Source organism: Pseudomonas sp. LBUM1648, from assembly GCF_059716145.1.
Window position 1 is genome coordinate 2,637,051 of sequence record NZ_CP166808.1, and the last position, 23,253, is coordinate 2,660,303.

Here is a 23,253-nt window from a genome sequence, read left to right on the forward strand (position 1 = left end):
TCTGCTTTTTTTTGGCTTTCGGGGCGGTCAGTCTGAAATGTCGGTCAGTGGGATAGTACCGAAATTGCCCTTTTTCTCGCGGCGATCCTGAATCCAGTCCTCCACTTGCTGGCCGAACTCCGCTGGTGCTTTGCGTCCGACTTTTCTCGCAATGTCGAGAATGGTTTGCTGCGAAAGCGCTTCTTCCATGCGGTTTTGCGCGGTCATCATGGCCGCGTGGATCGAGCAGGTGCCTTCAATCGCCCACTCCGGGGGACTGCCTTCAAACAGCGCGCAACGCCCGCGAATGTCCCGGCATTCGAAAATATTCTTGCGACCATCGATGGCTTTGACGATATCGAGCAGGGTGATTTCGTCGGCCGGCCGCGCCAGGCTGAACCCGCCGCGCACGCCTTCAGACGCCACTACCAGTTTGCCTTTGGCCAGTTTGGTGAAGATCTTCGCCAGATATTCCACTGGCACGCCTTGCAATTCTGCCAGGTCACGCACGCTGGCTTCGCGGCTGTCGCCTCCGTTACCCACCAGAAAAGTCAGGCAATGAATGCCGTATTCGACGCCTGCGCTGTAAAGAGACATATATAAGTCCGACTTGATTTGTCGTAAATGCTAACAGTCTGATGCCGACTCGGCAATCTGTCAGATCAAATGCAGTTGCATCCTTCTGTGTCATTTCTCCAATAAATCTTAGGTTATTGGTAGGTTATCAAGCGCGATCAATATCTAATATTTCGTTTAAATCTATCAGTAAATCTGACTTGTTGGATTTATGTCCGACCAATAGAGTCGGCGCTATAGGGTTGGCAGCGTGTGGCTTTCGGCAACATCGATCACCTCTCTTTCAGCGGTTTGGCTTTTTCTGGAGAAACACAATGAAGCAGCAGATTCTGGTTATCGGCGCGGGTTTTGGCGGTATGTGGTCGGCGTTGAGTGCGACGCGTCTGGTGGATCTTCACGGTCGTGATGACGTCGAAGTCAGCGTTCTCGCGCCGCAGGCCGAGTTGCGTGTACGTCCGCGATTCTACGAACCGAATGCTCATCAACTGGCTGCACCGCTGGATGAACTGTTCGAAGTGGTCGGCGTTCACTTCATCAAAGGCGCGGCCGAGACCATCGATGTCGCGCAAAAAACGGTCGGCTACACCGATGCCTCTGGCGTGAAGCAAGTGTTTCACTACGACAAACTGGTGTTGGCGGCCGGCAGTGGCCTGGCACAATCAGACACACCTGGTGTCAGCCAGCACGCCTTTGATGTGGACCGGATCGAAGCGGCCATTCACCTGGAAACTCACCTGAAAGCCCTGAAAAATCTGCCGGAAAACCAGGCGCGCAATACCGTCGTGGTCGCAGGTGGCGGTTTCACTGGCATTGAAACGGCGACGGAAATGCCGGCGCGTCTGCGCGAGATTCTCGGTGAGCAGGCTGATATCAAGGTTATCGTCGTCGATCGTGGACAGAAGATCGGTGCCTCGATGGGCGAAGAAATCAGTAAATCCATCGTCGAAGCCAGCGAGGAGCTGGGGGTTGAATGGCGCTTGGGCGTTTCGGTGCAATCAATCGACGCTAACGGTGCGACCCTGTCGGACGGTCAGCACATCGACGCGAAAACCGTCATCTGGACCACCGGTGTGCGCGCCAGCTCTCTGACTGAACAAATCCCCGCCGAACGCGATAAGCAAGGGCGCCTGCACGTCGACGCGCACCTGAAAGTCATCGGGCAGGACGATATCTTCGCCACCGGCGATGTGGCCTACGCCGCTACCGACGATATCGGCAACTACGCGCTGATGACCTGCCAGCATGCGATCTCGCTCGGTCGTCACGCCGGCAATAACGTTGCGGCGCAGATTCTCGGGGTTGACCCGACGCCGTACAGCCAGCCGAAATACGTAACGTGTCTGGACCTTGGTGCGTGGGGCGCGGTGTACACCGAAGGCTGGGATCGTCAGGTGAAACTGGTTAAACAGGAAGGCAAAGCTTTGAAAACCCAGATCAACACTCAGTGGATCTATCCGCCGGCGGCTGATCGGGTGAGCGCTCTGGCGGCTGCCGATCCGATGATTCCTGTGGTTGCGTAAAGCCTCTTCGTTTCAAAAAAATCCCGCGCCGGTTCAATCCGGACGGGATTTTTTCTCAGATGCCGCAAGATGCTTCGCTGAGCACGATCCGACCGAACTCGGCATTGGCATCCTGCGGCGTGATTGCGAAGAGTTGGTCGAGACGGATGTCCTGTTGCGCACCTGCCTGTTCGATAACCAGGAACTCCTCTTTGTCGCTGGAGGTGCGAGTGGTGATGGCCCGGGCAACCAGCCGCTGACCATCGATCAACTCGATATCCAATTGATAGCCGCGCATGCAGGCGATTTCCAGATAGTCGTGCAAATCGCAGTTCAGTGGCTGATAGCGGGTCATGGCGTTACTCCTCGAAGCCTTGCAGAGTGATGATGAAATAGCCTTTTTCGTTGATCGCCGCAGCGACCTGCGGATTGGCCGGTTCGCTGTGACAGAACTGGCACTGGCTCTGGGAAATGTCCTCGTCTTGCAAGCCGTTGTCGATCAGAAACTGCCGGGCGTAGGACTTCGCCGCGTCTGCCTGGCGATCGGTGAGCACATCGAAGTGCAGGTAGCGGCCATCTTTGGTCCGCACGTGGGTATCGAACACGTTGACGAACATTATTTACCCTCCTTCATTTTCCAGGTGCCCGGCAGCGAGAGGTCGCCAGAGGCAATGTCATAGACGCTGCTGACGCACAGCAACGGGTTGTGCAGGTCGGCGTTGACCTTCAGTGTGTATGAACCAGATCGAAAGCCGCATCGGCTTTGCCTGGCTCGCTGTGAATGCCTTCAGGCCCGTGAGCCAGGGCTTGCGTCGCTAGCAACCTTTCTCCAGTCGTCTTCAAGGGGCCATGACTAAAAGTCATTGCCCCATGATTTTTAATGGTTACAGCCGGCTCATGGCCCGGTGTTAAAAAATCGCAAACACAGCTCATCAATAACAACCAGAGAGCGTTTGCAGCCATGTCGCATCTTCCCCGTCGCACCTCCCCATGCCCGTTATTGATCACGCTCGCCATCCGGCCCGCGTGAGTTGCCGATCACCCGAACAATCCCTCTGCACCACAAAGAGTAATGACTGATGAAAGAACTCGACCTGTACATCGGTGAAGGTTTCGAAGGCCCGGGCGTGAACGCCGCGCACATCAATATTCTGATCGGCCCGCGCAATGGTCCGGCGGGGCAGGCTTTCGCCAACAGCCTCGCGTCGCCGAGCCAGGGCCATTGCCCGTTCATGGTGATTGCGCAGCCAAACATTCCAGTCAAGCCGATGACCCTGTATGTGAACAAAGCCGCGATCAGTAGCGACCTGCACGGCAACGCAACGTGGGGCGCTTCGCAAGCCGGGATCGCTAAAGCAGTACTTGAAGCATTGCTCGACGGCACGCTGCCACCGGAAGCCGAAGATGAGTGGGCGATCGTCACGGCCAATTGGGTCAACCCGGCCTGCGACGATCTCGACGCTGTGTATCTGAACAACTACAACGCCTGCCGCACTGCGATTCGCGCAGCCCTGACCGGCAAGCCGGAAACCGCGCAACTCAAAGATGTTGTCGCGCACATCAGCAACCCTTTCTACACGCCGAAAGCCTGAGGTCAGAGCCATGCAATACATTCGTTTGGGCAACTCCGGCCTGCAAGTTTCCCGCTTGTGCCTGGGCACCATGAACATGGGCACGCCGGACTGGAAACCGTGGATCTTCAATGAAAAGCAGAGCGAGCCGATCGTCGCGCACGCACTGGATAACGGCGTGAATTTCATCGACCTCGCAGACTTCTATTCCGCCGGTGTCGGTGAAGAGGTGGTCGGGCGTATCGTCAAGCGTCTGGCTCGCCGGGAAGACCTGGTGATTACCACTAAGGTCGGTTACGGCACTCGCACCGGCATCAATGCCAGCGGCCATTCGCGCAAGCACATCATGGACAGCATTGATGCGTCGCTGAAGCGTCTGGACATGGATTACGTCGACGTGTTCATGCTGCATTACTTCGACGTGAATACCCCGGTCGAAGAAACCATGAGCGCATTGAACGATATCGTGCGCTCGGGCAAGGCTCGCTATATCGGCGTATCCACCATGCTCACCGGGCAACTGGCGAAGATCCTCATGGCTTGCGAGCGCAATGGTTGGGTCAAGCCGATCAACATGCAGCTGCAATTGAATTGCGCCTACCGCGAAGAAGAGCGCGAGATGATTCCGTTCTGCCGCGACCAGGGTATTGGCGTCTCGGTGTTCAGTCCGCTGGCTCGCGGCTTGCTGACCGGTGACGTGCAGTCGACCCGCAACCAGACCGACTTCTTTACCCAGCAGATGTACAGCGACGAAGCCTCGTTCGAGATCGCCCATTCGGTGCAGCGCGTAGCCCGGGCTCGCGGCGTGTCGAATGCGCAAATCGCCCAGGCCTGGGTGGCCAATCACCCCGGTGTCGACTGCATGCTGGTCGGCGCTGATACCACGGCGCAGTTCGACAGTGCGCTGGCCGCGCTGGAAACCAGGCTCGACGCTGACGAGTTGCATGAACTGGAACGCAATTACACGCCGTGCGACGTGATCAACGATTACACCGCTGGCAAACGCATCTTGCGCATGGCCCGTCCGGGGCTGGAGCGGTTCACCCTGCAAGGAGCGGTGGCATGAGCGATTTGATCCGGTACGGCAACTTCATCGATGGCCAATGGGGCAGGGGTGGCTCGGCTTATCCGGTGCGCAATCCGGCCAATGGCGAGTTGATTGCCGAGGTGCAAAAGGCCGGTGCCGAGGAAACCGTTCTGGCCATCGAGGCTGCCAACCGTGCGTTGCCGGCGTGGCGAAAACTGACGGCGAAGGAGCGCAGCCAACGGCTCAAGCGTTGGAGTGACTTGATGCTCGCCAACCAGAAAGATCTGGCGACACTGCTCAGTCGTGAACAGGGCAAGCCGTTGGCCGAGGCTATGGGCGAAGTAGTGTATGCCGCAAGCTTCCTCGAATGGTTCGGCGAAGAGGCCAAGCGTGCCTACGGTGATGTGATCCCGAGCCACAAGGCCGATGCTCGGATCATTGTGGTCAAGGAAGCCATCGGCGTGGTTGCGGCGATTACCCCGTGGAACTTCCCGTTGGCAATGGTCACCCGCAAGGTGGGGCCGGCGTTGGCGGCGGGTTGCACGATGATTCTCAAACCTTCGGAAGAGACGCCATTGTCGGCGTTCGCCCTGGCGGTACTGGCTGAACAGGCCGGCATTCCGGCGGGTGTGCTCAATATAGTGTCCGGCGATGCCGTCGCTATTGGTGGCGCGCTGCAAGCTTCCAGCGTGGTGCGCAAACTGTCGTTCACCGGTTCTACGCGCACTGGCAAATTGCTGATGCGGCAGGCCGCCGACACGTTGAAAAAGGTCTCGCTGGAGCTGGGCGGCAACGCGCCGTTCATTGTCTTCGACGATGCCGATCTGGACGCTGCCGTCAAAGGTGCGATGGCCTCCAAATTTCGCAACACCGGGCAGACCTGTGTGTGCGTCAACCGCTTCTTCATTCAAGACAGTGTGTACGAGGCCTTCACCGGCAAACTGGCTGAAGCCGTTGCGGCGATGCGAGTCGGCAGTGCGTTGGAAGGTGATACCGAGCAAGGCCCATTGATCAACGCTGCCGCGCTGGCCAAGGTTGAAAGCCATGTCAGCGATGCACTGGAGAAGGGCGCCACGCTGTTGTGCGGCGGGCGTCGTCATGCCTTGGGTGGCACGTTCTACGAGCCAACCATCCTCACCGAGGTCAATGGCGACATGCTGATCGCGCAGGACGAAACCTTCGGGCCGGTCGCCGCGTGTTTCCGCTTCAAGGATGAAGCCGAAGTATTGCAGCGCGCCAATGACACGCCATTCGGGCTGTCGGCGTATTTCTACAGTCGCGACATTGGCCGGGTGTGGCGCATGGCCGAAGGACTTGAGGCCGGGATGGTCGGGATCAACGAAGGGATCATTTCTACGGAAGTAGCGCCGTTCGGCGGGATCAAGGAATCGGGCCTCGGGCGCGAAGGTTCGAAGTACGGTCTGGATGACTATCTGGAGATCAAATACTTGTTGATGGGCGGTCTCTGACTTCTCCTGATGAAACCTTGTGAGGCGTTATGTGGCGAGGGGATTTATCCCCCGATGAGTTGCGCAGTACTCCCCTGCTTTTTGATTCAAAAGAAGGGCTGCTTCGCACCCCATCGGGGATGAATCCCCTCGCCACAGGGATCGCGTCCACCGTAAAAACAAGAGCAATCGATTTCTCCGTCAATAACAACAATTGGAGATGAACATGTCCGCTCAACCGATAAAAATCGACGACCTGCCCATCGGTCGCTTCCACATCAAAATCGCCGGCCTGACCTTCGGCGCGCACTTCACCGACGGCTATATCCTTGGCCTGATCGGCATTGCGTTCACCTTGCTCAGCCCGCAAATGCAACTGGATGCGTTCTGGCAGGGATTGATTGGCGCTTCGGCGTTGATCGGGCTGTTTTTCGGCAGTCTGTTTTTCGGCTGGATCTCGGACAAGGTCGGCCGGCAGAAAATCTTCCTGGTCAGTTTCGTGCTCATCACTGTTGCCTCGGTGATGCAGTTCTACGTTGAAACGGCGATGAGCCTGTTTCTCTGCCGCGTGCTGATCGGCATTGGGTTGGGCGGTGATTTCAGCGTCGGTCACGCGATGCTGGCCGAGTTCTCGCCGAAGAAGCATCGTGGCGTGTTGCTCGGGTCGTTCAGCGTGATCTGGACGTTTGGTTACGTTGCCGCCACCTTCGTCGGCACCGCGATGCTCAGCCTTGGCGACGATGCCTGGCGCTGGATGCTGGCCTCGTCAGCGATCCCCGCTGCGTTGATTCTGATTGCGCGGATCGGCACGCCGGAGTCGCCACGCTGGTTGGTCAATCAAGGGCGGGTGGACGAGGCGCGGGCGATCGTCAAAAAACATCTGGGCGATAACGTAGAGCTGGATGAAACCCGCTCCACGGAAACCCGTTCCGGCTATGCGGTGTTGTTCAGCCGCGAGTACCGCAAACGCACCGCGTTCAACTGCCTGTTTTTCGTGTGCATCGTGATGCCGTACTTTGCGATCTACACATTTCTGCCGTCGATCCTGCAGCAGATGGGCCTGGCGGAAGGCTTTGGCACCGAACTGATGCTGAACATGCTGTTGATCCTCGGTGCGCTGATCGGCATCTGGTGCACGATCAAGTTCACCCGCCGCGGATTTCTGATCAACTCGTTCATCATCCTTGCGGTGGCGTTGCTCCTGCTGGCGGTGTTGCCGGGCAGCGCGGCGTGGCTGATGGTGCTGGTGTTCGGCGTGTTCACACTGGTGTTGTCGGCGGTGAGCAATCTGGTCGGGGTGTTCCCGGCAGAGAGTTTCCCGACCGAAGTGCGCGCTAGCGGTATTGGCCTGGCAACAGCAGTGAGTCGCTTGGGCTCGGCAGTGAGTACGTTCCTGTTGCCGGTCAGTGTTGCGGGGATTGGCCTGAGTCCGACCATGGGCATTCTGGCAGCGATTCTGGCGATCGGTGCGTTGCTGTCGTGGGCATGGGCGCCGGAGACCAAGTCGTTGACGTTGAGTCAGGCGTGCAAGGCGCAGAGTCCGGTGGAGGGCAGCGCGGTTGTCGTGACCAAGGTCGCCACCCCGATCTGACAAACCACTCTGCAGGAGTTGCCGCTGGCTGCGATATTTTGACTTTCAAGATCAAAAGATCGCAGCCTGCGGCAGCTCCTACAGATGATGTGAGATGTTCAAGGATTACTGACCAGACTCAACCAGTCAGTAAACAGCTTCACTTTCGACAAGCCTTGCTTGTCATTCGCCACATCCAGCCAGTAACCGTAGGGGCCGATCACTTCAATCGGGGTGATCGGTAACAGGCTGCCGTTAGCCAGTTCCTTCTCGATCATCTGCCGATCGATCACCGCCAGGCCACCTCCGGACAGCGCGGTGTGGATCACCTGATCCAGTGTGCTGAATTCCAGTCCCTGCCCGGCATCGATGTCCTCCCGGCCCATGGCCGCCAGCCAGTTCTCCCAAACCTTCAGGCGCTTGCCGTCGTGGAGGATGTGCAACAGTGGAAACTCCCTCAAATCCGGCGCTTGATCGCCATTGAATAACTCAGGGCTGGCCACTGCGATGTGCCGTTCCATCACCAACAATTGACTGGCGCAATGCGTAGAGGCGCAAAGGCCGAAACGGATGTGGCAGTCGATTTCTGCGGCGCTGTCGTGGCTGGCCTGATTGGTCACGCTCAGGCTGATGTCTGGATAGCGCTGACAGAACGCACGCAAGTGCGGCGATAGCCAGCGTGTCGCCCAGGTTGGCGGTGCGAGCACGCGCAGGCGTTGACGCAGGTTGGGCACGCGCACCGCTTGCAGCGCACGTTCCATGTGGTCGAACGCTTCGGCCAGATGCGGTTTGAGGTTGCTACCGGCTTCGGTCAGTGACAGGCCTTGCGGGGTGCGGACGAACAGCGCCACGCCCAGGTAGTCTTCGAGTTGTTTGATCTGGCGACTGACTGCGCCCTGAGTGACGTTCAGTCCTTGTGCGGCTTGACTGAAACTGCGATGGCGCGCGACTTCTTCGAACACGCGCAGGGTGTTGAGCGAGGGCAGTTGACGCATGGAGGCAGAACCCCGGATCGAGCGTTTAGCTCGGTTTTATTTTTGTAAGTTTGGTTTGTAGGGCCTATCTGACTATTGGTGAGGGGCGGATGCAAGTGGTGTTTGGCAGGACGCCTTCGCGAGCTTGCTCGCGAAGGCTGACTTTGATACGCAGTCAATCCCGGATCAGAAGTAATACCCAATGTTCACATACATCTGGTTCTCCCACTGATCCAGTCCGCCGGCACCCAGGCTCTGGGTGTAACTGCTGCCGCCGATGTAGGGATCGTTCTTGCCGATCAGCCATTCGGCGGCCACCCACAACTTGCTGACCGAAAACGAGCTGCCGAGGATCATTCGTTCCGACGTCTTGAAGCCGCTGGCAGACTTGTCGAAAGCGCTGTAGTTGGCGTAGAGCTTGATCCCGCTGACTTGATCGAAAAGGTACTTGCCGGCGACGTCATAACTCACATCCGCGACGTACAAATTGCCGCGACTGGCAACGTTGTAGGTGCCGTCGTAACCGCCGAGCGTTACCACTTCATCGCTGCCGGGGTTGCGCGGCGACATCTGCTGTCGCGCCGCCTGAAGTTGCACGCCCCACGGGCCGTTCTTGCCCAGATAGTGGACGGCGACGGCGTTGCGTCGCCCATCGTTGTCGGTGTCTCTGTTCTGAAGGCTTGAAGTCAGACCCGAGACGCCGACTTCGGATTTCCAGGGGCCAAGATCCATGGCCTTGGCCACTCGCAGCACCAGGGTGTTGCGCTCCTGGTTGTCGCTGCCGTCAGCGACGTAGCTGTCAGCCTCGGACACCACGCTGGAATAGGTCACGCCATTGCTGGTGCCTTTGCCTTGCCAGGCAGGACGCAGGTAGTAACCGGCCTGGAAATTCCAGTCGCCACTTTGCTGGATGTATTTGGCGCCGACCTGCTGCACATCTTCCAGGCCGATGACGTTGCCCAGGGTTTCGTAAAAGGTGCTGCCGAAGTAGGGCTGCAAACCGAACGGCACCGTGTTCAACCCCACCTGCACTTGCTGATCGGGATTGAATTTGTACCCGGCCCACGCGAACTTGGCGAAGCGGATGTCGCCGTAGTTTTTGCTGTACTGGTAAGGGTAGGAGCGACCGTAGAAGCGATACTGCGCCTCGCCGATCCAGGTATCGGAGTTGTACTTGGCGCTGAGGAACACCGTGTCGAGGCCGAACTTTTGAATGTCGCGATCAGGATCGACATCCCAGCGCGCGCGAATGGCGCCGCCCAGGTCAAGATTATCGGTGACCTGCACCGCCATTGCCGGAGCGGCAAAGCTGCAGAACAGAGCGATGGAAGTCGTGCGCAGGCGAAACAAAGAGGGGAAGGGCATGGAGCGGCTCTCGATTGTTTTTATTAGAGATGCCGCGCAGTTTTGCCATCCGACAGATCTTGAACAAACGATAAAAACGACGGAAGAACCTGCGTCGAATGCATGTTACTCGGAAATTCCTGTAGGACAGTCCGTCAAACTCGTGGGATGCTTCGCGTCTTGTCAGTGGTTTTCGAGTGCCTTGATATGAAACGCAAAATGCCCGGCCTGAATGCGCTCAAAGCGTTCGAAGTGGCCGGTAGCACCGGCAGCTTCACCCGCGCCGCCGAGTTGCTCAATGTCACCCAAAGCGCAGTGAGCCGTCAGGTCCGGCAGTTGGAAGAGCAGCTCGGCGAAAGCCTGCTGGAGCGTCGCCATCATCATCTGGAGCTGACCAGTGCCGGCAAGGTTCTGCTGCGGGCACTGCATCAGTCATTCGACAAGATTGAGCTGACGGTGCGCAGCATCCAGCAGAAAACCCACTCCAATCGTCTGCACATCAACGCGCCGCCAACCTTTACCAGTCGCTGGTTGATGCCGCGGCTGGGGCGTTTGCGCGAGCAGCACCCGGAACTCGAGTTGAGCATCACCACGCGCTTGCAGGACAGCCTGGCGGAAACCAGCAACCTGGACTGTGCGATCCGTTTTGGCGACGGCGAGTGGGACGGGCTCGACAGCTCTTTGCTGATCCAGGAGCGACATATCGCCGTGTGTGCGCCTTTTCTATACACCCGCGAGGGTAGCGAGCAGGGCATCGATCTCAATCGCCTGACACTGCTGCATGTGTTGGCCAAGGAAGATCAGCGTTACCTGACCTGGAAACACTGGCTCGACGCGGCACGTATCAGCGGTGTCGATACCCAGGGCGGCTATGAGTTCGACCTGCTGGATCTGGCGATACAAGCGGCGACCGATGGGCTGGGGATTACCATTGCCGACTGGCACATGGTCGCCGCAGAGTTGGCCAGCGGTCAGTTGACCCAAGTGCTGAACGTGCATGTTGAGGGGCATCAGTCGTATTGGCTGGTAACCCGGCCGGAGCAGACTGAACTGCCGCAGTTGCAGGTGTTCAGTCAGTGGTTGCAGGAAGAGATCTGGTTGGCCCAGCGCCAGTTGGAGCCTTCGACTGCGGCCATCTGAGACATCGCTATTGGGAGTAACCTGCATTTTTCGAATGTTCTGGCGCCCGATAAATCGTTTGTTCAACCTGCCATCGATGACAAGACTGGTGGCATTGATAAAAACAACGATGGGCGATGCACATGCGAACCGAGCGAAATTTTGTTAACGGCCAATTCATCGAGCCTGCCAGCGCGGCGCTGATCGCGGTCTACAACCCGGCCACCGAAGCGCTGCTCGGCCATGTGTCGGGCGCCACTGCTGAAGAGGCCACCGCCGCCGTCGACGCCGCCGCAGCGGCGCAAAAGGTCTGGGGCAAACTCACCAGCATCGAACGCGGCGAACATCTGCGAGCGCTCGCCACGGCTCTTGAGGATCGCGCCGAGGCCATCGGCGCCGCGTTGGCAGCGGAGTCCGGCAAAAGCATCAGCGATGCCAGCAACGAAGCCCGCTACGCCGCACAGATCACCCGCTACCACGCCGAGTGGGCGCGGCGTATTGAAGGCGAAATCATCCCCAGCGACAGTCCCGACGAGAACCTGTTTCTACACCGCGAGCCCATTGGTGTCGTGGCCTGCCTGATCCCGTTCAACTACCCGGTTTATACCTTGCTGCGCAAAATCGCCCCGGCGCTGATTGCCGGCAATACCGTGGTGGTGCGTCCGAGCAACAACACACCGACTTCGGCGTTCGAAATCGCCAAAGCGGTGCAGCAGTCGGGCATGCCGGCGGGTGTCATCAATATCCTGACCATGGATCACGCCACCGCAGCGGCGGTTTGCACTCATAAAGCGGTGGGCCTGATTACCCTGACCGGCAGCGTCAACGCCGGGCGTATCGTGCTCGACTACTGCAAGACCAACATCGCCAAGCCGTCGCTGGAGTTGGGCGGCAAGACCCCGGCGATCATCGAGGCGGATGCCGATCTGGAAGCTGCCGCGAGCGCGATCATTGCCTCCAAGACCACCCATTGCGGCCAGTTGTGCACGGCGGTGGAGCGTGTCTATGTGCAGGAAAGCATCTATGAGCAGTTCCTTGGTCTGCTCAAGGCCAAAATCGCCAACGTCAAATTCGGCGATCGCGCGACCGACGCAAACCTCATGGGCCCGCTGGTCAACGCCAGTTCGCAGAAGAACATCCACGCCATGGTCCAGCGCGCCGTTGCACAAGGCGCGATCCTCGAAAGTGGCGGTGTACTGCCGCAAGGGCCGGGGCATTTCTACCCGCCAACGCTGCTGAGCGGCTGCCGTCAGGACATGGAAATCGTTCAGGAAGAAATCTTCGGCCCGGTGCTGCCGGTGCTCAAGTATCGGGATATCGACGAGGCGCTGGCCATGGCCAACGACCACCAGTTCGGCCTGGCGTCGGTGCTCTACACCGAGAACTATCGCACCGCGCAGAAAGTTGCCAACGCCATCGAGGCAGGCGAGTTGTACGTCAATCGCACCCCGGCCGATCCGTATCAGGGCTACCACGCCGGCTGGAAACGTTCCGGTCTGGGCGGCGATGACGGCAAGCACGGCATGCTCGAATTTACCCAGACCCGACTCGTGGTCATGAAGTACTGATCCACCGCAACACGCCTCACGCTGCACCTATAAAAACAATTATCAGGGGCGCCCGGAGCACCGGGTTGCCCGAGGTCACTTCAATGTCCAAGCATGCATCCTCTGCTGCCGCTGTTCAGGGTTCCAATTCGGCTGTGAAAAGCCAAAGTGACAAGGGAAGTCGCTATTTCCAATTGATGTTGCTGGTGCTCGCCGCCGGCGCGATCTATCCGATTCTGTACCTGCGCCAGGTCTACCAGACCACGATGCTCGAGGTGTTTCAGATCAGCCACAGTGAACTGGGCTATCTGTACTCGATGCTCGGCACGATCTTCCTGCTCAGCTATTTGCCGAGCGGCTGGCTGGCCGACCGAATTGCGCCACGCTTTCTGATTTTCTTCTCGCTGGTTGCCACCGGCGCCTTGGGGCTCTGGTATTCGACCGCGCCGTCGATGACCGGGCTGATGATCATCTTTGGTTGCTGGGGCCTGACCACCGGTTTGACCTTTTGGGCCTCGGTGCTCAAGCGGGTGAAGATGATTGCTCACCACACCGAGCAGGGGCGTTTCTTCGGCATCCTTGATGGTGGTCGCGGTCTGGTTGAAGCGTTGCTGGCGACGGTTGCATTGGCACTGTTTGCGTTCGCCACCGAGACCCGTGGCGAGTCCACTGCCGAAGGCTTCAAGCATGTGGTCTATCTCTACGCCTTTACCTGTATCGCCATCGGCTGTGTGCTGGTGTTGATCAAGGATCCGAAATCGATGGAGGACACGCCAGCGGTGGAGAAGGGCAAGTTCAACCTGCTCCAGGATCTGACGACGCTGGTGAAAATCCCTGAGTTGTGGCTCGTCACCGCCATCGTGTTCTGCGGTTACCACATCTTCTGGGCCACCTACAGCTTCTCGGATTACCTGCAAGGTGGCGGTCTGACGGCGGTCATGGCGGGCACCATCACCACGATCAAGTTGTGGATGCGCCCGCTGGGTGGCATTGGCGGGGGCTGGTTGGGCGACAAGTTTTCCAACATCTCGGTGCTGATCGTTGCTCTGCTGCTGGCCTCGCTGGCGATGATCGGGCTGATCGTGTTTCCGGCACTCAACAGCATGGGCTTGTTGATTGCCACGGTGATTTTCATCGGTTTGATGACCTACGCGATTCGTGGTCTGTACTGGGCGATCCTCGACAGCTGTGACATTCCGCTGCGCATCACAGGCCTGGCCATCGGCATCGTCTCGGTAGTGGGTTACATGCCGGATGCCTTTATTCCGCTGATCAATGGCTACCTCACCGAACACTACCCGGGCGCCCTCGGCTACCAGCTGTATTTCGGCTACATCGCCTTCGTCGGTCTGCTCGGCACTTTTGCCGCGCTGACCCTGCGTGCCCGGATCAACCGCAAATCACTGAAAAAGACAGGTGCCTGAGATGAAAGTCATCGCCCTTGAAACTCACATCGTCGCCGTACCACCGCCGCACATTGGCGGCATGTATTGGCTGTTCGTCAAACTCAAGACCGATTGCGGTATCGAAGGCGTCGGCGAGATCTACGCCGCTACTTTCGGTCCCAAAGCCATGCTGCCGATCATTGAGGACGTGTTCGAGCGCTATCTGCTCAATCAGGATCCGCACCATATCGAACGCTTCTTCCGTCAGGCCTATTCCAGCGGTTTCACCCAGCGTCCCGACCTGACCATGATGGGCGTGGTCAGCGGCCTGGAGATGGCTTGCTGGGACATCATCGGCAAGGCGGCGAACAAGCCGGTTTACGAATTGTTAGGCGGCAAAGTCAACGAGCGCCTGCGTTCCTACACCTATCTGTACCCGCTCAACAGTCGCGGCGAATACGACTACGACGATGCGGATCTGGCGGCCGAATGCGCCATCGAGAATATGAACAAAGGCTTCACCGCCGTGAAATTCGACCCGGCCGGGCCGTATACCGCGTACTCCGGGCACCAGATCTCACTGGAAGTGCTGGAGCGCTGCGAAACCTTCTGCCGCAAGATTCGCGAAGCAGTGGGTGACAAGTGTGACCTGCTGTTCGGCACCCACGGGCAGATGGTGCCGTCGTCGGCGATCCGTTTGGCCAAGCGCCTGGAAAAATACGATCCGCTGTGGTTCGAAGAGCCCGTACCGCCGGGCCAGGAAGAGGCCATGGCGCAAGTCGCGGCCAAGACCAGCATCCCGATTGCTACCGGCGAGCGTCTGACCACCAAGTACGAATTCTTCAAATTGTTGCAGGCGGGCGGTGCGTCGATTTTGCAGATGAACGTCGCACGCTGCGGCGGCCTGCTCGAGGCCAAAAAGATCGCCAGCATGGCCGAGGCCTATTACGCGCAAATCGCCCCGCACCTTTACAACGGGCCGATCGGTGCAGCGGCAAGTTTCCAGTTAGCGACTTGCACGCCGAACTTCCTGATTCAGGAAAGCATCGAGACCTGGGGCGGTTTCCACGCCGAGGTGCTGACCAAACCGTTGCAGTGGGAGGACGGCTACATCATCCCGTCCACCGAGCCGGGCCTTGGGGTTGAGCTGAACATGGACGTGGTGCGCAAGCATTCGCCTTACACCGGCGAACGTCTGCACCTGCAAATGGCGCCGACGCCGGTGGATGTCAAAGACACATCGCCGGCCCGAGGCTGACACGGTTCCTGTAGGCCTTCGCCTGCTCGCGATAGCTGTGTGCCAGACATGCAAATGTCGACTGACACGCCGCCATCGCGAGCAGGCTCGCTCCTACAGGGGATCGCAGTGTTCATTCCGATTTTTGTACAACGACTTACGCGGTAACCGTGCATGACATACGACTACATCATCGCTGGCGCAGGCGCCGCGGGTTGCGTGCTGGCCAACCGGCTCTCGGCCTCTGGCAAACACACCGTGCTGCTGCTGGAAGCGGGCGGCAAGGACAGCTCCCTGTGGTTCAAGATCCCGGTCGGGTTCGCCAAAATGTATTACAACCCGACCTTCAACTGGATGTATTACAGCCAGCCACAGAAGCAGTTGGGCAACCGCGAAATCTATGCACCACGCGGCAAGGTCCAGGGCGGTTCGGGCTCGATCAATGCCATGATCTATGTGCGCGGCCAGGCTCATGATTTCGACGATTGGGCAGCCAATGGCAATGACGGTTGGGGCTTCAAGGATGTGCTGCCGTACTTCCGCAAACTGGAAAACCATCCGCTGGGCGACAGCGAATACCACGGCGGCAGCGGCCCGATCAGCATTACGCCGATGAAGGGCCAGACTCATCCGATTTGTGATGTATTCCTTGAGGGCTGCTCTGAGCTCGGCTATCCGCGTAGCGAAGATTTCAACGGTGCGAAATTCGAAGGCGCCGGCCTTTATGACGTCAACACCAAAAATGGGCAGCGCTGCTCCAGCAGCTTCGCCCACCTGCATCCGGCACTGAAGCGTGCGAACCTGACGGTTGAGCATTACGCGTTGGTGGATCGGGTGTTGTTCGACGAAACCCGGCAGCGCGCGACGGGCATTGCCATTACCCAGCACGGCGTGGTGCGAACCTTCACAGCGCGCAAGGAAGTGATCCTCTGCGCGGGAGCAGTCGATACACCAAAAATTCTGCAACTGTCCGGTGTGGCTGACCGCGCGTTGCTGGCCAGGCACCAGATTCCTCTGGTCAAACATCTGCCGGCGGTCGGGCAGAACCTGCAGGATCACTTGTGCGCCAGTTACTACTACAAGGCCAATATCCCGACGCTCAACGATGAACTGAGTTCGCTGTTCGGCCAGCTCAAGCTCGGTGTGAAGTACCTGCTGACGCGCAAAGGTGCACTGGCGATGAGCGTCAATCAGGCAGGCGGTTTCTTCCGTGGCGACGAGCAACAGAATCATCCGAATTTGCAGCTCTATTTCAATCCGCTTTCGTACCAGATCCCGAAAAACAACAAGGCCAGTCTCAAGCCCGAGCCGTATTCCGGTTTCCTGTTGTGTTTCAACCCGTGCCGCCCGACCAGTCGTGGGCACATCGAGATAGCTTCAAAAAATCCCCGTGATGCGGCGCTGATCGATCCGAATTATCTGAGCACGCAGAAGGACATCGACGAAGTCATCCAGGGCAGTCGCCTGATGCGCAAAATCATGAACGCCCCGGCGCTCAAGAGCATCACCGTCGACGAAGTTCTGCCGGGACCTGCAGTAGAGACCGACGAACAGATGTTGCAGTACTTCCGCGACAACTGCGGCTCGATCTATCACCTGTGCGGCTCTTGCGCGATGGGCGCGGACGAGCAGACTTCAGTGGTCGACAACCGTCTCAAGGTGCATGGTTTTGAAGGGTTGCGGATTGTCGATGCGTCGATTTTCCCGAATGTGACGTCGGGCAATACTCACGCGGCCGTGCTGATGGTGGCGGAGAAGGGAGCCGATCTGATCTTGCAGGATGCTTAGGTTTTTCAGTCTCGGGTAATGACCTGTGACAGTTGGCGGCGAGCATTTTTTCAGCGTGCACTAGGCTTTTGAGTGCCGGCCCTCAATCGAGGGCGGCATATCTTTCAAGGAGCCGCAGATCATGGATGATCTGGTCAAAGAAGTTATTCCGTTGCTGCAGTACCTCATCCCCGGATTTGTCTCAACCTGGATTTTTTACACGCTTACCGCATTCAAGCGGCCTGATACCTTCGGGCAGATTGTGCAGGCGTTGATATTTACGTTTGTGATTCATGGGGCGGTAACAGGTATTGGTGTGGTCTGTTTGTGGTTGGGGGCGAAGGGACTTTCTGTAGGAATATGGGATGGCAAGGCGCAGACGTCATGGGCATTCCTTTCTTCGCTGTTACTTGGATTGCTGTCCTGTTATTTTGCTACCAATGACAGGTTGCATGGCTGGTTGCGTCGCAGAAACGTAACGAAACAATCTTCCTACCCGAGTGAATGGTTCTGCGCATTTGCGCAATTTGATCGGCTCATCACCCTGCATTTGCATGACGAAAGGCGCGTCGCTGGCTGGCCGGCCGAGTGGCCGCCGGAGTCAGCCAATGGGCAGTTCCTGATCCATAATCCGCGTTGGCTCGATGGCAATGGCCAAACGGTGCCTTTTGGCGCTGAGTTTTTGCTGATAGATTCCGCGAAGGTTAAATGGGTTGAGTTCAGCCCGGCATCAGAGGGTTCGTCATGACCGCCAGAGCTATGCAGTTAATGCCAAAGAAATACGAATATCTATTCTTTGGGCCCGACGGAAAGCCGTTGGAGAAACCACTGTTCAAGGGGCCGAGTGCGCCTCCACCGCTAAAGCGCTGATGCGGGTCAGAGCGTATCCACCAACCAATCCCGAAACGCCTTCAGCGATGGCAGCGCTTCATTGCGCGGCGGATACACCAGATAATAGCTGCGACGACTGGTGATCGGTTCTCCGAGTTGCAGCAGCTCACCGCTGAGCAATTCATCCTCGACCAGAATGCGCGGCACCAAGCCGACACCAATATTCGCTCGCACCGCCTGAATCAAATGCGCAGTCATTTCAAAACTTGGGCCGATGCGCATGCTCCGATGCGGCAACCCGTGATGAGTGAACCACTCGGTCCAGGCTTGGGCGTTACTGCTGACATTGAGCAGCAATTGCCCGGCGACGTGCTTTTCGGCGTCATCGCGCTCGGCGACGGACAATTGCGCACTGGCAATAACTACCAGTTCTTCAGTGTGCAGGGGCAGGGCGCTCAGCCCCGGCCATTCCCCCGCGCCCACACAAATCGCCGCATCGATTTCACTGGTATCAAAGTCGATGGCTTCAATGCGTGAATGAAGGTGCACGGTCATGCCCGGGTGGGCTGTGTAGAAGTCCTTGAGTCGCGGCAGCAACCATTTCGAACCGAAAGTCGGCAGCGTCGCCAGCCGCAAGCTGTGGATGCCCGAACCAAACGCCATGGCTTGCAGGGTCGCGCTGCGAATTTGCCCGAGGGCCTCGGCGAGTTCGCGTTGATACATGCGTCCGACATCCGTCAGGACCACTTTGCGGCCCTCCCGATTGAACAGGCGCATGCCGAGCATTTTCTCCAGAATCTGCACCTGACGGCTGACCGCACTTTGCGTCAGCGACAGTTCATGGGCGGCACGGGTATAGCTTTCGTGGCGCGCGGCAGCCTCGAAGGCGAGCAATAGCGACATGGACGGGGTGAGCGTTCGCGGATTCATTCGTAAAAGTCATTAATAGCGGGTCGAATTTACGGTTGTCCCAAGATCCTTCAGCAATGAATATGGACAACATGAGATGGCGGAGCCTGACGCAATCATTCGTTGCGTACAACTGTTCACCGCCACACGGCCTGATTTTGACCCGAGATACCCTGACCGATGATTGCCCAGCTGTCGCCCGCTACCGCTCTGACCTCCGATTATCAGCAGTTCCTCAAAGCCCTGAAGGCCAGTGGATTTCGCGGTGAAATCAGCGCCGACTACGCCAGTCGCGTGGTGCTGGCCACCGACAACTCAATCTATCAGCGCTTGCCGCAAGCTGCGGTGTTTCCCATGGACGCCGACGATGTGGCGCGCGTTGCACGACTGATTGCCGAACCGGCCTACCAACAAGTGGTCATCACCCCGCGTGGCGGTGGCACCGGCACCAATGGCCAATCGTTGACAGACGGCATCGTGGTCGACTTGTCGCGGCACATGAACCGTATTCTGGAAATCAATGTTGAAGAGCGCTGGGCGCGGGTGCAGGCCGGGGTGGTCAAGGATCAGCTCAACGCCGCGCTGAAGTCCGCCGGACTGTTTTTCGCTCCAGAATTGTCGACATCCAACCGTGCCACCGTCGGCGGCATGATCAACACCGACGCCAGCGGCCAGGGCAGTTGCACCTACGGCAAGACCCGCGACCACGTACTCGAGCTCGACATGATTCTGCGCGGCGGTGAGCGTCTGCACGGTTTGCCGCTTGAGGACAGCGAACTTGAGACACAGTGCGCGCGCGAGGATCGGGTGGGCGAAGTCTATCGTTGTGCGCGGCAGATCATTGATGAGCAGGGCGCACTGATCAAAGAGCGCTTTCCCGACCTGAATCGATGCCTGACCGGTTACGACCTCGCACATCTGCGCGAGGCAGACAATCGTTTCAACCTCAACAGCGTGTTGTGTGGCGCCGAAGGTTCGCTGGGTTTTGTGGTCGAGGCCAGGCTCAACGTGCTGCCGATTCCCAAGCACACCATGCTGGTGAACATCCGCTACGCCGGGTTCATGGACGCGCTGCGCGACGCTCGCGCCTTGATGGCACTCAAGCCGCTATCGATTGAAACCGTGGACTCGAAGGTGTTGCTGCTGGCAATGCAGGACATCGTCTGGCACGGCGTTGCCGAGTATTTTCCGCAGAGCGCCGAGCGACCGCCCCTGGGGATCAACCTCGTCGAATTTTGCGGTGATGATCCCGAGGATTTGCAGAAAAGGGTCGAAGCCTTCATCGAGCACCTGGCCAGTGACCGCACTGTCGAGCGACTCGGCCACACCCTGGCCGTCGGTCACGCGGCAGTGAACAAGGTCTATGGCATGCGCAAACGTGCGGTCGGTCTACTCGGCAACGTCGCCGGTGAAGCCCGGCCGCAGCCGTTTGTCGAAGACACCGCCGTCCCGCCGCAGCACCTGGCCGAATACATCGCCGAGTTGCGCGAACTTCTCGACAGCCACGGTTTGCAGTACGGCATGTTCGGCCATGTTGACGCCGGCGTGCTGCACGTTCGGCCGATTCTCGACATGAAAGATCCACAGCAAGCGGCGCTGGTGCGTCCAGTGTCCGATGGCGTTGCGGCGCTGACCCAACGTTACGGCGGCCTGCTCTGGGGTGAGCACGGCAAAGGCCTGCGCTCGGAATACGCGCCGGCGTTTTTCGGTGAACTGTATCCGGCCCTGCAAGCGTTGAAGGCGGCGTTTGACCCGTTCAATCAGTTCAACCCGGGCAAGATCGCCACCCCAGCCAACACCGGCGCGGCGTTGTTGAAAATTGACGAAGTGACTCTGCGTGGCGAACTGGATCGGCAGATCGACGAAAAAGTCTGGCAGAGCTACGGCGCGGCCATGCACTGCAATGGCAACGGCGCCTGCTACAACTTTGACCCTGACGATGCGATGTGCCCGTCATGGAAAGCCACCCGCGAACGCGCGCAATCGCCCAAGGGGCGGGCATCGTTGATCCGTGAGTGGCTGCGGTTGCAGGGCGAGGCGGGTGTAGATGTATTGTCGGATGCCGTTCGCCGACCGGCATTTTTCTCTTCGTTGTGGCAGCGCTGGCGCAATAGCCGCGCGCAGTCCGAAGACTTCTCCCATGAGGTCTACGACGCCATGGCCGGTTGCCTGGCGTGCAAGTCCTGCGCGGGGCAATGCCCGGTGAAGGTCAATGTGCCGGAGTTTCGCTCACGCTTTCTTGAGCTGTATCACAGCCGGTATCTGCGCCCGGCGCGGGACTATCTGATCGCCTCGCTGGAGTACACCATCCCCTGGATGGCGCGAATTCCGGCGTTGTACAACGGTTTAATGGGCGCCTCGTGGGTTCGCGGCATGCTTGAGCGTGTCGGTGGAATGGTCGATGTGCCGTTGCTCAGTCGCTTTGATTTCCACGCGGCGATGCGTCGTTGGCAGGTGCAACCGGCGACGGTGTCGACCCTGTCTGGCCTGACCCAGGCACAGCGTGAACGCAGCGTGGTGCTGGTGCAGGATGCGTTTACCCGCTATTTCGAAGCGCCGCTGCTGGCGGATCTGGTCGAGCTGATTTCGCGTCTGGGTTATCAGGTGTATCTGGCGCCGTTCAGTGCCAACGGCAAACCGCTGCATGTGCAGGGCTTTCTGTCGGCATTCAACCGTGCGGCGGTGCGCAACGCGCAGCAATTGCGAGCGCTGGCGGATGTCGGCGTGCCGCTGTTAGGTCTGGATCCGGCGATGACACTGGTTTATCGCCAGGAATATCAGAAAGTGCCGGGCATGGAGCAATGCCCGGAGGTCGCGTTGTTGCAGGAATGGCTGCTCGACGTCATGCCGGAACAGACCAGCCAGAGCAGGGCCGAGACCTTCCGTTTGCTGGCGCACTGCACCGAGAAAACCAATGCCCCGGCTGCCACTCGGCAATGGGAGCAAGTGTTCGAGCGCGTGGGGTTGAAACTGGCCACTCAGGCCACCGGTTGCTGCGGGATGTCCGGCACCTATGGTCACGAGGCGCGTAACCGCGAAACCTCGGCGGTGATCTACGAACAATCGTGGGCGCGTCAAGTCGATGCACCGGCAGAGAAGGGCGAGGCATTGGCAACCGGTTATTCGTGCCGCAGCCAGGTCAAGCGCCAGTCGGATCGGGCGCTACGCCATCCATTGCAGGTGCTGCTGGAGGTTGTTCATCGCTGAGCGGTTCGTCGTCGGGGGCGTTGTCCCAGATCAGCCGCGGGTCAAAGCTCATTGCCGAGAGCATGGTGAACACCACCACCATGCCGAAAAACAGGATGCCCGGGCGTGGCTCGATATCGCCCAGCGCCTGGAATTTCACCAGCGCCGCGACCAGTGCGACCACCAGCACGTCGAGCATCGACCAGTAGCCGATCAACTCGACGAAACGGAACATTTTCGAGCGCTCGCGGCGGGCCCAGCCACTGTCGCGCTGCACAGTAATCAGCAGCAGCGACAGGGCGACGAACTTGACGCCCGGCACGGCGATACTGGCGATGAAGATGATCAGGGCGATGTCCCAGGCGCCGTGCTGCCAGAACTCGAGCACGCCGCTCATGATCGTGCTGTCGGAGCCACTGCCAAGCATGGTGGTGTTCATCACCGGCAGCAGATTGGCCGGGATATAAAACACCAGCGCAGCGAGTAAATAGGCCCAGGTGCGCGTCAGTGAATTGGTCTTGCGCCGGTGCAAGGGGGCGTCGCAGCGCGGGCATTCATGCGGTTCGTCGGTCATGTCGCAGGCCAGGCCGCAGCTGTGGCACAGGCACAGATTGAGTTCGCTGGCGGTCGCTGGTCGATTCATGGCATGTCCCAGAGGTCACGGATATCGCGGCCGGCAATACGGATCATCATCAGGCTCAGCACGGCCAGCGCAAAAAGGCCGATACCGGGCAAGACATCGAGCAGTCCGGCGAGTTTGAACACTGCCACCATCGCTCCCAGCAAACACACTTCAAGCATGCTCCACGGACGCAGGGTTTCCAGCCAGCGCATGCACACCTTGAATCCCGGTGCGCGGCGCGACGACAGGGCGAAACTCAGCACCCAGATCAGCAGCACCAATTGAAAGGCCGGAGCAATGATGATCGAGATCGCCGCGACCATCGCCATGAACGTGATCGGCCCCTGACTCAGCGCGAGCACCGAATCCCACAGCGTCGCACTGTTTTTCAGGCCTTTGAGGCTGATGCTCATCACCGGATAGAAATTGGCGAACAGCCACAGCATCGCCGCCGTGAACGTCAGGGCCAGACGTTGTTCAACCGTCAGGCCGTTGTAGCGCTGGAGCACCCCGCCGCAACGTTGGCACAGGGTTTTCTGATGTTTGGCGAGCGCGACTTTTTCATACACGCAATCGCAGTGTTCGCAAATGATCAGGTGTTCGGTGTTGACCATGGACAGCGCTCGACAGCAGGCCACGAGGGCAATGGATTAATCCACTAT

Annotated in this window: 21 protein-coding genes; 12 read left to right on the plus strand and 9 right to left on the minus strand. The window is 58.7% G+C overall.

Annotated features, from left to right (window positions below):
• Nucleotides 1–27 precede the first annotated feature (27 nt).
• Nucleotides 28–576 (minus strand): RrF2 family transcriptional regulator, encoded by a 549-nt coding sequence (locus ACA043_RS12245; protein ID WP_497659310.1) that lies wholly within the window; start codon nucleotides 574–576, stop codon nucleotides 28–30.
• Between the two features lie 293 nt (nucleotides 577–869).
• Here ACA043_RS12245 and ACA043_RS12250 point away from each other — a divergent pair, with 293 nt between their 5' ends.
• Nucleotides 870–2,075: an NAD(P)/FAD-dependent oxidoreductase gene (locus ACA043_RS12250; protein ID WP_497659311.1), complete on the plus strand. Its 1,206-nt coding sequence runs from the start codon at nucleotides 870–872 to the stop codon at nucleotides 2,073–2,075.
• Between the two features lie 55 nt (nucleotides 2,076–2,130).
• Here the strand turns inward: ACA043_RS12250 and ACA043_RS12255 are convergent, their stop codons facing one another.
• The 3 genes from ACA043_RS12255 to ACA043_RS12265 all read right to left on the minus strand — a co-directional run bounded on the left by ACA043_RS12255 (nucleotide 2,131) and on the right by ACA043_RS12265 (nucleotide 3,017).
• On the minus strand, nucleotides 2,131–2,409 hold the full coding sequence (locus tag ACA043_RS12255) for a Rho-binding antiterminator (protein ID WP_489880087.1): 279 nt from the start codon (nucleotides 2,407–2,409) through the stop codon (nucleotides 2,131–2,133).
• Between the two features lie 4 nt (nucleotides 2,410–2,413).
• Nucleotides 2,414–2,671 carry a DUF2024 family protein gene (locus ACA043_RS12260; protein ID WP_497659312.1) on the minus strand — a complete coding sequence of 86 codons (258 nt, stop codon included), beginning with the start codon at nucleotides 2,669–2,671 and terminating at the stop codon, nucleotides 2,414–2,416.
• Between the two features lie 109 nt (nucleotides 2,672–2,780).
• The gene (locus ACA043_RS12265; protein WP_497659313.1) at nucleotides 2,781–3,017 is read right to left on the minus strand and encodes a hypothetical protein; all 237 of its coding nucleotides are present in this window, start codon (nucleotides 3,015–3,017) and stop codon (nucleotides 2,781–2,783) included.
• Between the two features lie 116 nt (nucleotides 3,018–3,133).
• On the opposite strand from ACA043_RS12265, the gene fae reads away from it, so the two are divergent.
• From fae to ACA043_RS12285, 4 genes are all read left to right on the plus strand, one after another.
• Entirely contained in the window at nucleotides 3,134–3,646 is a 513-nt protein-coding gene (fae, locus tag ACA043_RS12270) for a formaldehyde-activating enzyme (RefSeq protein ID WP_093437400.1), read from the plus strand.
• A 10-nt stretch (nucleotides 3,647–3,656) separates the two neighbouring features.
• Entirely contained in the window at nucleotides 3,657–4,691 is a 1,035-nt protein-coding gene (locus ACA043_RS12275; protein ID WP_497659314.1) for an aldo/keto reductase, read from the plus strand.
• Entirely contained in the window at nucleotides 4,688–6,121 is a 1,434-nt protein-coding gene (locus ACA043_RS12280) for an NAD-dependent succinate-semialdehyde dehydrogenase (RefSeq protein WP_497659315.1), read from the plus strand. The genes ACA043_RS12275 and ACA043_RS12280 overlap by 4 nt, the downstream gene beginning before the upstream one ends.
• 205 nt (nucleotides 6,122–6,326) lie before the next feature.
• The gene (locus tag ACA043_RS12285; RefSeq protein ID WP_497659316.1) at nucleotides 6,327–7,691 is read left to right on the plus strand and encodes an MFS transporter; all 1,365 of its coding nucleotides are present in this window, start codon (nucleotides 6,327–6,329) and stop codon (nucleotides 7,689–7,691) included.
• A gap of 98 nt (nucleotides 7,692–7,789) precedes the next feature.
• On the opposite strand, the gene ACA043_RS12290 is transcribed toward ACA043_RS12285, so the two are convergent.
• Entirely contained in the window at nucleotides 7,790–8,665 is an 876-nt protein-coding gene (locus ACA043_RS12290) for a LysR substrate-binding domain-containing protein (RefSeq protein ID WP_489880090.1), read from the minus strand.
• A 165-nt stretch (nucleotides 8,666–8,830) separates the two neighbouring features.
• The gene (locus ACA043_RS12295) at nucleotides 8,831–10,009 is read right to left on the minus strand and encodes a hypothetical protein (RefSeq protein ID WP_497659317.1); all 1,179 of its coding nucleotides are present in this window, start codon (nucleotides 10,007–10,009) and stop codon (nucleotides 8,831–8,833) included.
• 186 nt (nucleotides 10,010–10,195) lie between these two features.
• Here ACA043_RS12295 and ACA043_RS12300 point away from each other — a divergent pair, with 186 nt between their 5' ends.
• The 6 genes from ACA043_RS12300 to ACA043_RS12325 all read left to right on the plus strand — a co-directional run bounded on the left by ACA043_RS12300 (nucleotide 10,196) and on the right by ACA043_RS12325 (nucleotide 17,791).
• Nucleotides 10,196–11,128: a LysR substrate-binding domain-containing protein gene (locus tag ACA043_RS12300; RefSeq protein WP_497659318.1), complete on the plus strand. Its 933-nt coding sequence runs from the start codon at nucleotides 10,196–10,198 to the stop codon at nucleotides 11,126–11,128.
• Between the two features lie 122 nt (nucleotides 11,129–11,250).
• Nucleotides 11,251–12,675, plus strand: a complete 1,425-nt coding sequence (gene aldA, locus ACA043_RS12305) for an aldehyde dehydrogenase (RefSeq protein ID WP_497659641.1) — start codon at nucleotides 11,251–11,253, stop codon at nucleotides 12,673–12,675.
• Between the two features lie 83 nt (nucleotides 12,676–12,758).
• Nucleotides 12,759–14,078, plus strand: coding sequence for an MFS transporter (locus ACA043_RS12310; protein ID WP_401265374.1), 1,320 nt, complete (start codon nucleotides 12,759–12,761; stop codon nucleotides 14,076–14,078).
• A gap of 1 nt (nucleotide 14,079) precedes the next feature.
• Nucleotides 14,080–15,297 (plus strand): mandelate racemase/muconate lactonizing enzyme family protein, encoded by a 1,218-nt coding sequence (locus tag ACA043_RS12315; RefSeq protein ID WP_497659319.1) that lies wholly within the window; start codon nucleotides 14,080–14,082, stop codon nucleotides 15,295–15,297.
• 153 nt (nucleotides 15,298–15,450) lie between these two features.
• Nucleotides 15,451–17,064: a GMC family oxidoreductase gene (locus ACA043_RS12320; RefSeq protein WP_497659320.1), complete on the plus strand. Its 1,614-nt coding sequence runs from the start codon at nucleotides 15,451–15,453 to the stop codon at nucleotides 17,062–17,064.
• Nucleotides 17,065–17,185: 121 nt separating this feature from the next.
• Nucleotides 17,186–17,791 carry a DUF6338 family protein gene (locus ACA043_RS12325; RefSeq protein ID WP_497659321.1) on the plus strand — a complete coding sequence of 202 codons (606 nt, stop codon included), beginning with the start codon at nucleotides 17,186–17,188 and terminating at the stop codon, nucleotides 17,789–17,791.
• Between the two features lie 128 nt (nucleotides 17,792–17,919).
• Here ACA043_RS12325 and ACA043_RS12330 read toward each other — a convergent pair whose 3' ends face one another.
• Nucleotides 17,920–18,804, minus strand: a complete 885-nt coding sequence (locus ACA043_RS12330) for a LysR substrate-binding domain-containing protein (RefSeq protein ID WP_497659322.1) — start codon at nucleotides 18,802–18,804, stop codon at nucleotides 17,920–17,922.
• A gap of 159 nt (nucleotides 18,805–18,963) precedes the next feature.
• Here ACA043_RS12330 and ydiJ point away from each other — a divergent pair, with 159 nt between their 5' ends.
• Nucleotides 18,964–21,990, plus strand: a complete 3,027-nt coding sequence (ydiJ, locus tag ACA043_RS12335) for a D-2-hydroxyglutarate dehydrogenase YdiJ (RefSeq protein ID WP_497659323.1) — start codon at nucleotides 18,964–18,966, stop codon at nucleotides 21,988–21,990.
• Here ydiJ and ACA043_RS12340 read toward each other — a convergent pair.
• Together ACA043_RS12340 and ACA043_RS12345 are read right to left on the minus strand one after the other, a co-directional pair.
• A complete protein-coding gene (locus ACA043_RS12340) occupies nucleotides 21,923–22,612 on the minus strand; it encodes a paraquat-inducible protein A (protein WP_401265362.1) in 690 nt (229 codons plus the stop codon). The genes ydiJ and ACA043_RS12340 overlap by 68 nt on opposite strands.
• Nucleotides 22,609–23,205: a paraquat-inducible protein A gene (locus ACA043_RS12345; RefSeq protein ID WP_401265361.1), complete on the minus strand. Its 597-nt coding sequence runs from the start codon at nucleotides 23,203–23,205 to the stop codon at nucleotides 22,609–22,611. Before ACA043_RS12345 ends, ACA043_RS12340 begins: the two co-directional genes overlap by 4 nt.
• Nucleotides 23,206–23,253 lie beyond the last annotated feature (48 nt).